Source organism: Micromonospora sp. CNB394, assembly GCF_000374985.1.
Taxonomy (GTDB): domain Bacteria; phylum Actinomycetota; class Actinomycetes; order Mycobacteriales; family Micromonosporaceae; genus Micromonospora; species Micromonospora marina.
Map to the genome: position 1 here is coordinate 227049 of NZ_KB895827.1, position 13824 is coordinate 240872.

Consider the following 13824-nt stretch of genomic DNA (forward strand, 5'->3'; position numbering starts at 1 on the left):
GCCCGCTCCCGGCCCGGCCGGCCCCGGTTCCCGCGGCGACCTCGATCGCACGGGCGGGATGCCCGCGGGGGGTGGCCGTCCGGGTGGTGGCCCGGCCGGCCCTGGTCCGCGCGGCGACGCCGAGCGCACCGGTGGGATGCCGGTCGGTGCGGGCCGCCCCGGAGCCGGCCCGGTGCCGCCCGGTGCGCCGGTGACCGCCCGCGCGGCAGCCGGTGTCGCCCGCCCGGTCGCGCCGGACGAGCGGACCACCGGACGCGCGACGCCACCCGGATCGGAGCCGGACCGGCCCGGACCGGGCAACGCGGCGACACCGGCGGAGGCCCGGGCGGCTGTGGTCGTACCCCCGGGGGAGCCCGCGGGGCCACGGCCCGCCGGTCCCGGACGGGACGACGACGGCGGCGCGGAGGCCGGTGGGCTGCGCGGCGCACGATCCGAGCTGCGCCGGCAGGTGCGCGAACGCAACCGGCTGCGGCTGGGCATCCTCGCCCTGGTCAGCCTCGTGCTGTTGGGCGCGGTGCCGATCTACTTCGGGATGCGGACGCTGAGCCGCGATCCGGTCTTCGACACCCTCGACGGGCTCGCGGTGCCCGCCTGGGCGCAGAGCAACGTGGTCGACAACGTCAGCGGCAGCCGTTGGTGCCTGCAGGACTGCCGGCTGCGTGAACGTTCCCTCGAGTCGGAGCAGGGGTGGAAGGAGACCGTCCCGGTCTACGAGCAGGCGCTGGCCGGGGACGGGTGGCGGCGCTGGAAGGTCGACCGCTGCCCGGACGAGAAGGTTCCGGGCAGCTACACCTGCTGGCGGCGGGACGAACTGACGCTCGACCTGTGGGTACGCGACCGCACCTGCACGCCTCCGCCGGTGGACGGGGCACCGGCGCCGACCGCACCTGCGACGCCCGCAGCGGCGGAGTGCACCGGCTCGTTGGTGTCGGTGAAGGTGCGCAACGCGATCGACGACGAGCGCACCGGACCGACACCGACCACCGACCCGTCACTCACCGGCGAGGATCCGTACCCGACCCTGACCGACGACCCGCTGGGCGAGGCGACCCCCTCACCGTCGTGAGCCGACTTTCATCACGGACGGTAGGGTCTGGTGCTGGCACGCCCGTCCGCGCCCGGTGACCGGGTCGGCGTGGCGCGAATGGGGTAGGTACGGTCGCGCGTTCCGGGGCGTCGGGTCCCGGGACACTGCTTGAGGAGGACTTTCGCGTGAGTGGTGGAGAGATCGCTGCGCTGATCGCGGCCGGCGCGTTCCTGATGCTGGTGCTCGTGCTGGCGGTGCCGATCCTGCGGCTGCGGCACACCGTGGACGCGACGACCCGCATGATCACCGAGGTGAACGAGCGCACCGCGCCGCTGCTCGGTGACGTGAACACCACCGTGAAGAGCGTCAACGTGGCGCTGGAGCAGGTGCAGACCTCGCTGGACGGGGTGAACCTCCAGCTCGCCAAGGTGGACACCATGACCAGCCACGCGCAGAACGTCACCGCGAACGTGGCGAACCTGGCCACCGTGGTCTCCGCCGCCGCCGCGAACCCGCTGGTCAAGGTGGCCGCGTTCGGGTACGGCGTGCGCCGGGCCGCCTCCGCCCGCCGGCACGCCGAAACCGAGCGCGAGGTGCGCGACACGATCAAGCAGCAGCGTCGCGCCGCCAAGCGCGGCAACCGCTGACCCCGACCGGCCTACGCGGGAAGGATGAGAACATGAGGCGGTTGTTCTGGCTGGGCATCGGGGTGGCCGTGGGCGTCCTGGTGGTGCGCAAGGCCACCCGGACCGCGCAGGCGTACACCCCGGCCGGCATCGCCAGCGGGCTGTCCGAGTCCGCCGGCGGTCTGGTCGAGTCGCTCCGGGCGTTCGTGGACGACGTCCGGGTCGGTATGGCCGAGCGTGAGCAGGAGATCCACGAGGCCTTCGCCCGCGGCGAGGTGTACGACGACCAGTTCGCCGAGCTGCGGGAGGACCCGCGGATCGGCGACCGAGAGATTTTCCCGGAGGACCACCAGCGATGAAGACGGCGGAGATCAAGCGGCGGTTCCTCGCCCACTTCGAGGCGAACGGGCACACCGTGGTGCCGTCCGCTCCGCTGCCCGCCATCAGCGACCCGAACCTGCTGTTCATCAACGCGGGCATGGTGCAGTTCGTGCCCTACTTCCTGGGCCAGCAGACCCCGCCGTACGCGCGGGCGACGAGCGTGCAGAAGTGCATCCGGACGCCTGACATCGACGAGGTCGGCAAGACCAGCCGGCACGGCACGTTCTTCCAGATGAACGGCAACTTCTCCTTCGGTGACTACTTCAAGTCCGGGGCGATCCCGCTGGCCTGGGACCTGGCCACCAAGCCGGTCGAGGCGGGCGGCTTCGGGCTGGACCCGGAGCGGATCTGGGCCACCGTCTACCTGGACGACGACGAGGCGTACGACATCTGGCACGCCACCGGCGTGCCGGCCGAGCGGATCGTGCGCCGGGGCAAGGCCGACAACTTCTGGTCGATGGGCATCCCCGGCCCGTGCGGCCCGTGCTCCGAGCTGTACTACGACCGCGGCCCGGCCTACGGCCGCGAGGGCGGCCCGGAGGTCGACGAGGACCGGTACCTGGAGTTCTGGAACCTCGTCTTCATGCAGTTCGAGCGCGGTCCGGGCGTCGGCAAGGAGGACTTCCCGATCCTCGGCGACCTGCCGGCGAAGAACATCGACACCGGCATGGGCCTGGAGCGGATGGCCTCGCTGCTGCAGGGCGTGGACAACCTCTACGAGATCGACGAGGTCAAGCCGATCCTCGACAAGGCCGCCGAGCTGACCGGCAAGCGCTACGGCGTGCACTCCGGTCACGCGGCAAACGAGTCGCACCCGGACGACGTACGCCTGCGGGTGATCGCCGACCACGTGCGCACCTCGCTGATGCTCATCGGCGACGGGGTGACCCCGTCGAACGAGGGCCGGGGTTACGTGCTGCGCCGGATCATGCGCCGGGCGATCCGGGCGGTGCGGCTGCTGGGCTACGCCGACCGGGCGCTGCCGGAGCTGCTGCCGGTGGCCCGCGACTGCATGGCGCCGTCGTATCCGGAGCTGGCCGAGGAGTTCGGCCGGATCTCCCAGTACGCGTACGCCGAGGAGGACGCGTTCCTGGCCACGCTGCGCGCCGGCACCACGATCCTGGACACCGCCATCGCCGAGACCAGGTCGGCCGGCAAGCCGGCGCTGTCCGGTGACAAGGCGTTCCAGCTGCACGACACGTACGGCTTCCCGATCGACCTGACCCTGGAGATCGCCGCCGAGCAGGGGCTGCAGGTCGACGCGGAGGGCTTCCGCCGGCTGATGGCGGACCAGCGCAGCCGGGCCAAGGCCGACGCGCAGGCGCGCAAGACCGGGCACACCGACGTGTCGGCGTACCGGTCGGTGCTCGACGGCGGCGGGCCGGTGGAGTTCACCGGCTACACCGAGCTGAGCCGGGAGTCCCGGGTGCGCGCGCTGCTGGCCGGCGGCGCCGCGGTCTCGGCGGCGGTCGAGGGCGACACGGTCGAGCTGGTGCTCGACACCACCCCGTTCTACGCCGAGGGCGGCGGGCAGCAGCCCGACCAGGGGCTCATCACAGTGGGCGGCGGCCAGGTCGAGGTCTTCGACGTGCAGCAGCCGGTGCCCGGCCTGATCGTGCACCGGGCCACTGTGGTGCGCGGCGAGGTGCGCTCCGGGGAGACCGGGTACGCCGAGATCGACACCTCCCGCCGCCGGGCGATCTCCCGCTCGCACACCGCTACGCACCTGGTGCACCAGACGATGCGCAACTTCCTCGGCGAGTCGGCGACGCAGGCCGGTTCGCTGAACGCGCCGGGCCGGCTGCGGTTCGACTTCAACACCCCGACGGGTGTGGCGCCAAGCGTGCTTCACGACGTGGAGCAGCAGGTCAACGAGGTGCTGCTGGCCGACCTGGAGGTGCACGCGTTCGTCACCAGCCAGGAGGAGGCCCGCCGGATCGGGGCGATGGCCCTGTTCGGCGAGAAGTACGGCGAGCGGGTCCGGGTCGTCGAGGTCGGCGACTACGCCCGGGAGCTGTGCGGCGGCACGCACGTGGCCCGCTCCGCCCAGCTCGGCCTGGTGAAGATCCTCTCCGAGGCGTCGGTGGGTTCCGGCGTACGCCGGATCGAGGCGCTCGTCGGCATGGACGCGTTCGGCTTCCTGGCCCGTGAGCACCTGCTGGTGTCCCGGCTCGCCGAGCTGTTCCGGGTGCCGGGGGAGCAGGTCGCCGACCGGGTGGAGCAGACGGTCACCCAGCTGCGCGACGCGGAGAAGGAGCTGGAGAAGCTTCGTGCCCAGCTCGTGCTCGGCGGGGCCGGTGCCCTGGCGGCGCAGGCGAAGGACGTGCGCGGCGTCGCATACGTCGGCACCGAGGCGCCGGAGGGCGCTGCGGCGAACGACGTGCGGACGCTCGCCCAGGAGATCCGGGGCCGGATCGACGCGGCCCGCCCGGCGGTGGTCGCGGTGGCCGCCCGCGCCAACGGCAAGGCGTCCCTGGTGGTGGCTGTGAACCAGGCCGCCCGTGGGCGGAACCTGAGCGCGAAGGACCTGGTCAAGGCGGCGTTCTCCGGCCGGGGCGGCGGCAGCGACGACCTGGCCCAGGGCGGCGGGCTGCCCGCGGCGGAGGCGCCGAACCTGCTGGTGACCGTCGAGCGGGCGGTCGCCGGCACGGCATGAGTGAATGCACCGAGCGGAGCGAGGGCCGTGAGCGCATGCCCGGTCGGCCCGGCATGAGTGAATGCACCGAGCGGAGCGAGGGCCGTGAGCGCATGCCCGGTCGGCCCGGCATGAGTGAATGCACCGAGCGGAGCGAGGGCCGTGAGCGCATGCCCGGTCGGCCCGGCATGAGTGAATGCACCGAGCGGAGCGAGGGCCGTGAGGGCATGCCTAGTCGGCCCGGCATGATTGCATGGATGTACGCCAGGGCGGACCACCCGGTCCGCCCTGGCCCGCACCGGCGGGGAGGTGTCCGTCCGTGACCGAGCTGTCCCGTGGCGTCCGGCTGGGTGTCGATGTCGGCCAGGTCCGGGTGGGGGTGGCCCGCTGTGATCCGCACGGCATCCTCGCCACCCCGCTGGTCACGCTGGCCCGCGACCTGTCGGCGGAACCGGACGCGGTGCCCGCCGACATGGCCGAGCTGGTCCGGCTCGCCGCCGAGCACGAGGCGGTGGGGATCGTGGTCGGGCTGCCGGTCAACCTCGCCGGAAAGCACGGCCCCGCGGCGGCGAACGTATCAGCATATGTCAGCCGATTGGCTGATGTGATGGGGCCGATTCCGGTGACGATGACGGACGAGAGGATGTCTACCGTCGTCGCGAGTCGTAGGCTGGCCGAACGGGGCGTCCGGGGAAAGCGCCAACGAGCGGTGGTCGACCAGGCCGCCGCGGTGGAGATTCTGCAGAGCTGGCTGGACGCACAGCGGAGGCGGACGCAATGATCGACGACCTTGATCTGGGCTTCGACGAACAGGACAGGGGGGACAAGGGCCGACACCGGCGCGGCGCGGTACGCCGACGGCAGGGCAGGTCCGGCGGCGGCCGGGGCAAGACTCTGCTCGCCCTCGCGCTCGCCCTGGTTCTGCTGGGCGGCATCGGCGGCGCCGCCTTCTACGGCTTCGACCGGGTCCAGAGCTACTTCGTCACGCCCGACTACGACGGCTCCGGTACCGGCGAGGTGACCGTCGAGATCAAGCAGGGCGCGCTGATCGCCGACATGGGCGACGCGCTCGTCGCGTCCGACGTGGTGAAGAGCACCAAGGCGTTCATCGAGGCCGCCGAGGAGAACTCGCGCAGCAAGAACATCCAGCCCGGCACGTACAAGCTGCGCAAGCAGATGAGCGGTGACGCGGCGGTCGCGGCGCTGCTGGACCTCAAGAACAAGATCGTCAACGGGATCACGATCCCCGAGGGCCTCACCGCGAAGACGGTCTACAAGCGGCTGTCCGAGAAGACCGACATCCCGGTCGAGGACTTCGAGGCGGCGGCGAAGGATCCGATCGCGCTCGGCGTACCGGACTGGTGGTTCAAGCGTTCCGACGGCAAGAAGGTCACCCCGTCGATCGAAGGCTTCCTCTTCCCGGACACCTACGAGATCCCGCCGAAGGCCACCGCCGAGACGGTGCTCAAGCTGATGGTGGACAACTTCCTCACCGTCACCGAAAACCTGAGGTTCGCCGAGAACGTGCAGGCGAACCGCGGCGGCATCAGCCCGTACGAGGTGCTCATCGTAGCGTCGCTTTCGCAGGCGGAGGCGGGCAACAAGGACGACCTCGGCAAGATCGCCCGCGTCGCCTACAACCGGGTCTACGGCGGCAACTTCCCCTGCAACTGTCTGCAGTTCGACGTGTCGGTCAACTACTACTGGGAGCTGACCGGTAAGCCGACAAAGGCGTCGAAGGACATGAGCAGAGCGGAGCTGTACGACGAGAAGAACCCCTACAGCACCCATGCCCACCCGGGCCTGCCCCCGACTCCCATCAACAACCCGGGGAAGCAGGCTCTGGAGGGCGCGCTGAAGCCGCCGAACGAAAAGTGGCTCTTCTTCGTCGCCATCGACAAACAGGGACACTCGGCTTTTGCGACGACGAACGCCGAGCATGAGCGCAACATCGAGAAGGCCAAGGAGAACGGCGTTCTCTAGGCACGGCCGCGCGACCTCGCTCAGCCGCGATGCTTGCTGAACGCGGTCACTATGCTCAGTGTCTGCATTCAGTATCGAGACGCGGGGGGCATCATGATGCGTGGTTCGTGGTCGCGGCGAGTCGGCGTGGTGGGAACGGGCGCCGCGATGCTGTTGGGATTCGCCGCTGTGCCTGCACAGGCGGCGACGATCACTCGGAGCACAACCGGAGCGGCTGGAACAGCGGTCTACCTGGGCGATGCCAACTGGGAGCTGTTCGCTCGCGACACGCTGTCGGACGGGCACTGCGCGCGTTGGCAGGTGCGCGCGCCCGGGGGATCCTCGTGGTCCTGGCAGGGCGCTTCGGTCTGCACCTCGACGGAGAAGTCCGCGACGTTCGGTGTGTCGGACTACTCCTACCGGATCTGCCGGACCGGGATCGGCAACTGCTCGTCTGCGGCTACGCTGCCCTGATCCGTCCATCACCCGGGGGAGAGAGGCAGTGCAGTTCTCGACCCGCCGTCGTGCCGCAGTGATCGGCAAGCCGATCGCCCACTCGCTCTCCCCGGTGATCCACACCGCCGGGTACGCGGCGGCCGGGCTGACCGGCTGGTCGTACACCCGGATCGAAGCCGGCGCCGACGAGCTGCCCGGCCTGGTCGCGGGCCTCGGCCCGGAGTGGGCCGGGCTGTCGGTGACCATGCCGGGCAAGGAGGCGGCGCTCGCGCTGGCCGACGAGGTCTCGCCGGTCGCCGCCGCCGTCGGCGCCGCAAACACGCTGGTACGCCGGCCCGACGGCAGCTGGTACGCGGACAACACCGACGTCACGGGCATGGTCGAGGTGCTCACCGGTGCCGGCTGCGTGGCCGGGGCGGTGGTCACTGTGCTCGGCGCGGGTGGCACCGCACGGGCCGCGATCGCGGCGGCGGGCCGGATCGGTGCGGCCGAGGTGACTGTGGTGGCCCGCCGCCCGGAGGCGGTCGACGAACTGCGCCCGATCGCGGCGGCGGCCGGCGTGCCGCTCGCGGGTGCCGAGTGGGACGGAGCACCCACTCACGCCCGCGCCGATCTGGTCATCTCCACGGTGCCGAAGGGCGTGGCCGACCCGCTAACCGACAACTTCGACTGGCGGCCGGAGTCGGTCTTCTTCGATGTCGTCTACGACCCGTGGCCCACGCCGCTCGCGGCGGCGGCGCTCGCCGCCGGATGCCGGGTGGTCTCCGGGCTGGACCTGCTGCTGGTTCAGGCAGTCGGCCAGTTCGAGCAGTTCACCGGCGTCACCGCCCCCCGCGCCGCGATGCGCGCCGCGCTGCCGGTGTAAGGAAGGGCCCCTTCTTAACGCCTCCGGTAGAGGAAGGGCCCCCTGCTAACTCCTCACCCACCGGGCGGCAGATCGTCGCGGAGGTGGCCTGTCCGGTGGGCGGGACGCGGTGGGCGGCGTACGCCGGTAACCACCAGGCGTGACACACTGACCGTCGTGTTGCGCTGGCTGACTGCAGGTGAATCGCACGGACCCGCCCTCGTCGCGATGCTGGAGGGCGTACCCGCCGGCATCGAGGTGACCACCGGGGAGATCTCCGGCGAGCTGGCCCGGCGCCGGCTCGGCTACGGCCGGGGCGCCCGGATGTCGTTCGAGCAGGACGAGGTCGAGATCATCGGCGGGCTCCGGCACGGGGTGACGCTCGGCAGTCCGGTGGCGATCCGGGTCGGCAACTCCGAGTGGCCCAAGTGGCGCACCGTGATGGCCGCCGACCCGGTCGACCCGGAGGAACTGGCGAGCCAGGCCCGCAACGCGCCGCTGACCCGCCCCCGCCCGGGTCACGCCGATCTGGCAGGCATGCAGAAGTACGGGCACACCGACGCGCGGCCGATCCTGGAGCGCGCCAGCGCCCGGGAGACCGCCGCCCGGGTCGCCGTCGGCACCGTCGCCAAGGCGCTCGTCCGTCAGGCGCTCGGCGTCGAGATCGTCTCCCACGTGGTCGAGCTGGGTCCGGTGGCGGTCAAGCCGGGTCTGCGGCCCACCCCGGAGGACGCCGCGCGTATCGACGCCGACCCGCTGCGCTGCCTCGATGCCGAGGCCAGCGCCCGGATGGTCGCCGAGGTCGACGCCGCGAAGAAGGCCGCCGACACGCTCGGCGGCGTGGTCGAGGTGCTCGCGTACGGGGTGCCGCCGGGCCTGGGCAGCCACGTGCAGTGGGACCGCAAGCTCGACGCCCGTCTCGCCACCGCGCTCATGTCGATCCAGGCGATCAAGGGCGTGGAGATCGGCGACGGCTGGCAGCAGGCCCGCTCGCGCGGCTCCGAGGCGCACGACGAGATCGTGCCCACCGCCACCGGGGTGCGGCGGATCACCGACCGGGCCGGTGGCCTGGAGGGCGGCATCACCACCGGTGAGCCGCTGCGGGTGAAGGCGGCCATGAAGCCGATCTCGTCGCTGAACCGGGCGCTCGCCACCATCGACGTGACGACGGGCGAGCCGGCCACCGCGATCAACCAGCGTTCCGACGTGTGCGCGGTGCCGGCCGCGGCAGTGGTGGCCGAGGCGATGGTCGCGCTGGTGCTGGCCGAGGCGGCGGTGGAGAAGTTCGGCGGCGACTCGGTCGCCGAGATGCGCCGTAACCTGGACGGTTACCTCGACGGGCTGGTCGTCAAATGAGCACCCGGCCGGTCTGCGTGCTGGTCGGGGCGCCCGGCTCCGGCAAGAACACTGTCGGCACGGCGCTGGCCGACGCGCTCGGCGTCGGTTTCCGGGACACCGACGCCGACATCGAGAACCTCGCCGGCAAGCCGATTCCGGAGATCTTCGTGGACGAGGGGGAGGAGCACTTCCGTACCCTCGAACGGGCCGCCGTGGCGGCGGCGCTCGCGTCGCACGCGGGCGTGCTCGCGCTCGGCGGCGGCGCGGTTCTGGCCGAGGAGAACCGGGCCGCGCTGATCGGCCACACGGTGGTGCACCTGTCGGTGGAGTTGCCCGACGCGCTCAAGCGGGTCGGTCTCGGTGCCGGGCGGCCGCTGCTCGCGCTGAACCCGCGCGCCACGCTCAAGCACCTGATGGATCAGCGCCGACCGCTCTACGCCGAGGTGGCGACCGCGACAGTGGTCACCGACGGGCGTACCCCGCAGGAGTTGGCCGCGGAGATCGCCGCGCTGCTCAAGCCCTGACGCCGCCGCTCACCGTGGGTGGAACGTCATGGGTGTCTGCGGAACGTTGTGGCATGCGACGGGCCGGGCGCTCCGGTCGCCAGGTGGCGAGCAGCGCCAGCGCCAGCGCGATCTCGGCCAGGTCGCCGAGGTAGTACATGAGCGTGGCCCCGGCCCGCAGCTCGGCGGCGGTGGCCGGCACGTCCACGAACAGCCCGGCGTAGAGCAACTGGGCGATGGCGGCGTGCGCAACGACCCCGCACCCGATCACCACCAGCCGTACCGGTACGCGGGGGCGGTGCGGTCCCGGATCCGGCCCGGCGATCGACCAGGCGAACAGGCAGCCGCTGAGCAGGAAGTGCAGGTTCACCAGCGTGTGCAGGACCGGGCTGCCGACTGTGGCCCGGTACAGCGGGGTGAGATAGAGCAGCCAGAGCCCGCCCGCGGTGAGCAGCAGCCCGGTCGCCGGGTGGCCGAGAACCCGCGCGACCGGATGGCGCAGCAGGTGGACCAGGGCCCGGCCGGTACGCCGGTCGAGCGTGCGCAGCAGCAGCGTGACCGGGGCGCCGAGCACCAGCGCCAGCGGCGCCAGCATGCCGATCAGCAGGTGCTGCCACATGTGCCCGACGAAGTCGCCGGCCGGCCACAGCAGTCCCGCCGCCAGCAGCAGTGCGCCCAGCCCGAAGCTCGCCGTGCGGGCGTGCGGCCAGCCCGGCCCGCCCGGGTCGCGCAGCCGCAGCGCGGCGGCCAGGTACGCCCAGAACAGCGCCACCGGGATCAGCGCGGTCACCGGAAAGCCGCCGCCGGCGTGCCCGGCGTGCGCCAGTGTCACCGGCGCTCCGGCGCGCAGAGGTCCACGTCCCGGGCCCGGCGCTGGATCGCCCAGCCCACAGCGATCAGCACCACGCCCAGGGCCAGGAACCCGAGGTCCCACCAGAGCTGGTCCGGGCCGCTGCGGACGTGGTGGATGCCGAGCAGGTGGTGGTCGATGACGCCCTCGACCAGGTTGAACAGACCCCAGCCGACCAGGACCCAGCCCCACAGCATCGGCGAGCGCCACAGCCGGCCCCGGGAGCCTGTGACCCGGGAGTAGAGCAGGGCCAGACCGGTCAGCACCGCCACCCAGGTGACCACGTGGAACAGGCCGTCCCAGAGCGTGTTCATCTGCAGCCCGGACACCGTGTCCACCGGGTACTCGCGTACCCCGATGTGGTCGCTGCCGGTGCTGCTGAGCATGTGGTGCCACTGGAAGACCTGGTGCAGGACGATGCCGTCGACGAAGCCGCCCAGCCCGACGCCGAGGATCGTGGCGGGCAGCCGGATACTCGTCGCCGACTCCGGCCGGGTCGGGTGTGCCGTCGTCTCGCTCATTCCGCCCGCCCTACCCGGTGCACGGCCGGACAAACACCCAGCCTGTGGACAGTCGCCGCGCGAGGGCGGCGCGCTGGACTAGGCTGCCGGCGATGGACGAGGTGACCCGGATCCCGGTCGGCGGCGAGCGGCCGTACGACGTGCTGGTGGGACGTGACCTGCTGGACCCGTCGCCGGCGCTGCTGCCCGGCGCCGAGCGGGTGGCCTTCCTGCACGCGCCGCCGCTCAAGGCGCTCGCCGACAAGCTCGCCGACGGCGTCCGCGAGAGTGGCGTGACGCCGCTGCTGATCGAGGTGCCCGACGCCGAGGCGGGCAAGCACGTCGACGTGGCGGCGGCCTGCTGGGACCGGCTCGGCGACGCCGGGTTCACCCGTACCGACGCGGTGGTCGGGGTGGGCGGCGGCGCGGTCACCGACCTGGCCGGTTTCGTCGCGGCCACCTGGCTGCGCGGCGTGCGCTGGGTGCCGGTCGCCACGTCGCTGCTCGGCATGGTCGACGCCGCCGTCGGCGGCAAGACCGGCATCAACACCGCGGCCGGCAAGAACCTGGTCGGCGCGTTCCACCCGCCGGCCGGCGTGCTGGCCGACCTGGCGACGCTGGACAGCCTGCCCCCGGCCGACCTGGCCGCCGGGATGGCCGAGGTGGTCAAGTGCGGGTTCATCGCCGACCCGGTCATCCTCGACCTGGTCGAGCGGGATCCGGCCGCCGCGCTGGGCCCGGCCGGGCCGGTGCTGCGGGAACTGGTCGAACGCGCGGTCCGCGTGAAGGCCGACGTGGTCGCCGGGGACCTGCGCGAATCCGGGGTACGCGAGGTGCTCAACTACGGGCACACCCTCGCCCACGCGATCGAGAAGGTGGAGGGCTACCGCTGGCGGCACGGTCACGCGGTGTCGGTCGGCCTGGTCTACGCGGCCACGCTGGCGCGGCTCGCCGGTCGGCTCGACGCGGAGGGCGCCGACCGGCACCGCCGGGTGCTGGCCGCGCTCGACCTGCCCACCGGCTACCGGGCCGACGCCTGGCCGGAGCTGCTCGCCGCGATGCGGGTGGACAAGAAGGCCCGGGGCAGCCGGCTGCGGTTCGTGGTGCTCGACGGGCTCGCCCGCCCGGCGATCCTGGAGGCGCCGCCGGACGACCTGCTCGCCGCCGCGTACGAGGAGATCAGCTCGTGAGGGTGTACGTGCTCAACGGGCCGAACCTGGGCCGGCTCGGCACCCGCCAGGTCGACGTGTACGGGGTGACCGGGTACGCCCAGCTCGTGGCCGACTGCGAGCGGCACGGCCGGGAGCTGGGGCTGGACGTGGTGGTGCGGCAGACCGACGCCGAGCACGAGATGCTCGCCTGGCTGCACGAGGCGGCCGACGAGGCGGCGGCGGTGGTGCTCAACCCGGCCGCCTGGTCGCACTACTCGATCGCGGTGCGGGACGCCTGCGCCATGCTGCGCGGCCCGCTGGTCGAGGTGCACATCTCCAACATCCACGCCCGGGAGGAGTTCCGGCACCACTCGGTGGTTTCCGCGGTCGCCACCGGCGTGATCTGCGGCCTGGGCGTGGACGGCTACCGGCTGGCCCTGCACCACCTGGCTCAGCGTGCGAGTCCGATTCGACAGAGCGAGTAGACTTGCACGGTCTGTCCGCCAATTGATGATCAAGGCAGGAAATGGCCTCCACCAACGACCTGAAGAACGGCCTGGTACTCAACCTGGACGGCGAGCTGTGGGCCGTCGTCGAGTTCCAGCACGTCAAGCCCGGTAAGGGTGGTGCCTTCGTGCGCACCACGCTGAAGAACGTGCTGTCCGGCAAGGTGGTCGACAAGACCTTCAACGCGGGCACCAAGGTCGAGACCGCGACCGTCGACAAGCGCACCATGCAATACCTCTACGCCGACGGCGAGGACTACGTCTTCATGGATCTGGAGACGTTCGACCAGATCACCGTCCCCGGCGGCACCGTCGGTGAGGCCGCCAACTACCTCCTCCCCGAGGCCGAGGCGACGGTCGCCACCCACGAGAGCGTGCCGCTGTACATCGAGCTGCCGACCTCGGTCGTGCTCGAGGTCACCTACACCGAGCCGGGCCTGCAGGGTGACCGCTCGACCGGCGGCAACAAGCCGGCCACCGTCGAGACCGGCGCGACCGTGCAGGTGCCGCTGTTCATCACCACCGGTGAGAAGATCAAGGTCGACACCCGCGACGGCCGTTACCTCGGCCGAGCCTGATGGCCGAGGGCCCCAAGCAGCAGATGCCGGCGCGCCGCAAGGCGCGCAAGCGGGCGCTGGACGTGCTCTTCGAGGCCGATCTGCGGGACCGCCCGCCGGTCGAGGTGCTCGCCGGTTATCTGGAGCGGATCGAGCAGCCGCGCCCCGACCACCTCGGCTACGCGGTCGGGCTGGTCGAGGGCGTGGCGGCGCACCTCGACCGGATCGACGAGACGATCGCCAGCTACGCCGAGGGGTGGACGCTGGAGCGGATGCCGGTGGTCGACCGCAACCTGGCCCGGATCGCCGTGTACGAGCTGCTCTACGTCGACGAGATCGACGACGCGGTGGCGATCAGCGAGGCCGTGGAGCTGGCCCGGCAGATGTCGACCGACGACTCGCCGCGCTTCCTCAACGGCATCCTCGGCCGCATCGCCGAGTACGCCACGCGCTGACGCGCCGCAACGAGAAAGGGCCCGTGCCGACCG

At 72.0% G+C, this 13824-nt stretch carries 16 protein-coding genes; 14 read left to right on the top strand and 2 right to left on the bottom strand.

What is annotated here, in order from left to right; translation table 11 throughout:
• The first annotated feature begins 415 nt into the window (after positions 1-415).
• From C569_RS34980 to C569_RS0106910, 10 genes are all read left to right on the top strand, one after another.
• Positions 416-1066, top strand: a complete 651-nt coding sequence (locus C569_RS34980) for a hypothetical protein (RefSeq protein ID WP_026267796.1) — start codon at positions 416-418, stop codon at positions 1064-1066.
• A 146-nt stretch (positions 1067-1212) separates the two neighbouring features.
• The gene (locus C569_RS0106870) at positions 1213-1674 is read left to right on the top strand and encodes a DUF948 domain-containing protein (RefSeq protein WP_018785056.1); all 462 of its coding nucleotides are present in this window, start codon (positions 1213-1215) and stop codon (positions 1672-1674) included.
• Positions 1675-1706: 32 nt separating this feature from the next.
• Positions 1707-2012 (top strand): DUF6167 family protein, encoded by a 306-nt coding sequence (locus C569_RS0106875; protein ID WP_026267797.1) that lies wholly within the window; start codon positions 1707-1709, stop codon positions 2010-2012.
• The gene (alaS, locus tag C569_RS0106880; protein WP_018785058.1) at positions 2009-4690 is read left to right on the top strand and encodes an alanine--tRNA ligase; all 2682 of its coding nucleotides are present in this window, start codon (positions 2009-2011) and stop codon (positions 4688-4690) included. The genes C569_RS0106875 and alaS overlap by 4 nt, the downstream gene beginning before the upstream one ends.
• Before the next feature lie 298 nt (positions 4691-4988).
• Positions 4989-5450 (top strand): Holliday junction resolvase RuvX, encoded by a 462-nt coding sequence (gene ruvX, locus C569_RS0106885; RefSeq protein ID WP_018785059.1) that lies wholly within the window; start codon positions 4989-4991, stop codon positions 5448-5450.
• A complete protein-coding gene (mltG, locus tag C569_RS0106890; RefSeq protein ID WP_018785060.1) occupies positions 5447-6652 on the top strand; it encodes an endolytic transglycosylase MltG in 1206 nt (401 codons plus the stop codon). Before ruvX ends, mltG begins: the two co-directional genes overlap by 4 nt.
• Positions 6653-6685: 33 nt before the next feature.
• On the top strand, positions 6686-7105 hold the full coding sequence (locus tag C569_RS0106895; protein ID WP_231394731.1) for a hypothetical protein: 420 nt from the start codon (positions 6686-6688) through the stop codon (positions 7103-7105).
• Between the two features lie 28 nt (positions 7106-7133).
• Entirely contained in the window at positions 7134-7952 is an 819-nt protein-coding gene (locus tag C569_RS0106900; RefSeq protein ID WP_018785062.1) for a shikimate dehydrogenase, read from the top strand.
• 156 nt (positions 7953-8108) lie between these two features.
• Positions 8109-9287 carry a chorismate synthase gene (gene aroC / locus C569_RS0106905; protein ID WP_026267799.1) on the top strand — a complete coding sequence of 393 codons (1179 nt, stop codon included), beginning with the start codon at positions 8109-8111 and terminating at the stop codon, positions 9285-9287.
• Positions 9284-9793, top strand: a complete 510-nt coding sequence (locus tag C569_RS0106910; protein WP_018785064.1) for a shikimate kinase — start codon at positions 9284-9286, stop codon at positions 9791-9793. The genes aroC and C569_RS0106910 overlap by 4 nt, the downstream gene beginning before the upstream one ends.
• On the opposite strand, the gene C569_RS0106915 is transcribed toward C569_RS0106910, so the two are convergent.
• Both C569_RS0106915 and C569_RS0106920 read right to left on the bottom strand, forming a co-directional pair.
• On the bottom strand, positions 9783-10604 hold the full coding sequence (locus C569_RS0106915) for a cytochrome c oxidase assembly protein (RefSeq protein WP_018785065.1): 822 nt from the start codon (positions 10602-10604) through the stop codon (positions 9783-9785). The genes C569_RS0106910 and C569_RS0106915 overlap by 11 nt on opposite strands.
• Entirely contained in the window at positions 10601-11143 is a 543-nt protein-coding gene (locus C569_RS0106920) for a DUF2243 domain-containing protein (protein WP_018785066.1), read from the bottom strand. The genes C569_RS0106915 and C569_RS0106920 overlap by 4 nt, the downstream gene beginning before the upstream one ends.
• Positions 11144-11235: 92 nt before the next feature.
• Here C569_RS0106920 and aroB point away from each other — a divergent pair, with 92 nt between their 5' ends.
• From aroB to nusB, 4 genes are read left to right on the top strand one after another with little or no spacing between them, the layout of a single operon-like run.
• A complete protein-coding gene (aroB, locus tag C569_RS0106925; protein WP_018785067.1) occupies positions 11236-12312 on the top strand; it encodes a 3-dehydroquinate synthase in 1077 nt (358 codons plus the stop codon).
• Positions 12309-12758 (top strand): type II 3-dehydroquinate dehydratase, encoded by a 450-nt coding sequence (aroQ, locus tag C569_RS0106930; protein WP_018785068.1) that lies wholly within the window; start codon positions 12309-12311, stop codon positions 12756-12758. Before aroB ends, aroQ begins: the two co-directional genes overlap by 4 nt.
• A 41-nt stretch (positions 12759-12799) precedes the next feature.
• Positions 12800-13357, top strand: coding sequence for an elongation factor P (gene efp / locus C569_RS0106935; RefSeq protein ID WP_018785069.1), 558 nt, complete (start codon positions 12800-12802; stop codon positions 13355-13357).
• 23 nt (positions 13358-13380) lie between these two features.
• Positions 13381-13791, top strand: coding sequence for a transcription antitermination factor NusB (gene nusB, locus C569_RS0106940; protein WP_174361785.1), 411 nt, complete (start codon positions 13381-13383; stop codon positions 13789-13791).
• Positions 13792-13824: the final 33 nt, after the last annotated feature.

Coding starts and splice junctions, on each gene's coding strand:
- mltG (WP_018785060.1), top strand. CDS start 5,447: ATGATCGACGACCTTGATCTGGGCTTCGACGAACAGGACAGGGGGGAC.
- C569_RS0106920 (WP_018785066.1), bottom strand. CDS start 11,143: ATGAGCGAGACGACGGCACACCCGACCCGGCCGGAGTCGGCGACGAGT.
- C569_RS0106910 (WP_018785064.1), top strand. CDS start 9,284: ATGAGCACCCGGCCGGTCTGCGTGCTGGTCGGGGCGCCCGGCTCCGGC.
- nusB (WP_174361785.1), top strand. CDS start 13,381: ATGCCGGCGCGCCGCAAGGCGCGCAAGCGGGCGCTGGACGTGCTCTTC.
- aroB (WP_018785067.1), top strand. CDS start 11,236: ATGGACGAGGTGACCCGGATCCCGGTCGGCGGCGAGCGGCCGTACGAC.
- alaS (WP_018785058.1), top strand. CDS start 2,009: ATGAAGACGGCGGAGATCAAGCGGCGGTTCCTCGCCCACTTCGAGGCG.
- efp (WP_018785069.1), top strand. CDS start 12,800: ATGGCCTCCACCAACGACCTGAAGAACGGCCTGGTACTCAACCTGGAC.
- C569_RS0106875 (WP_026267797.1), top strand. CDS start 1,707: ATGAGGCGGTTGTTCTGGCTGGGCATCGGGGTGGCCGTGGGCGTCCTG.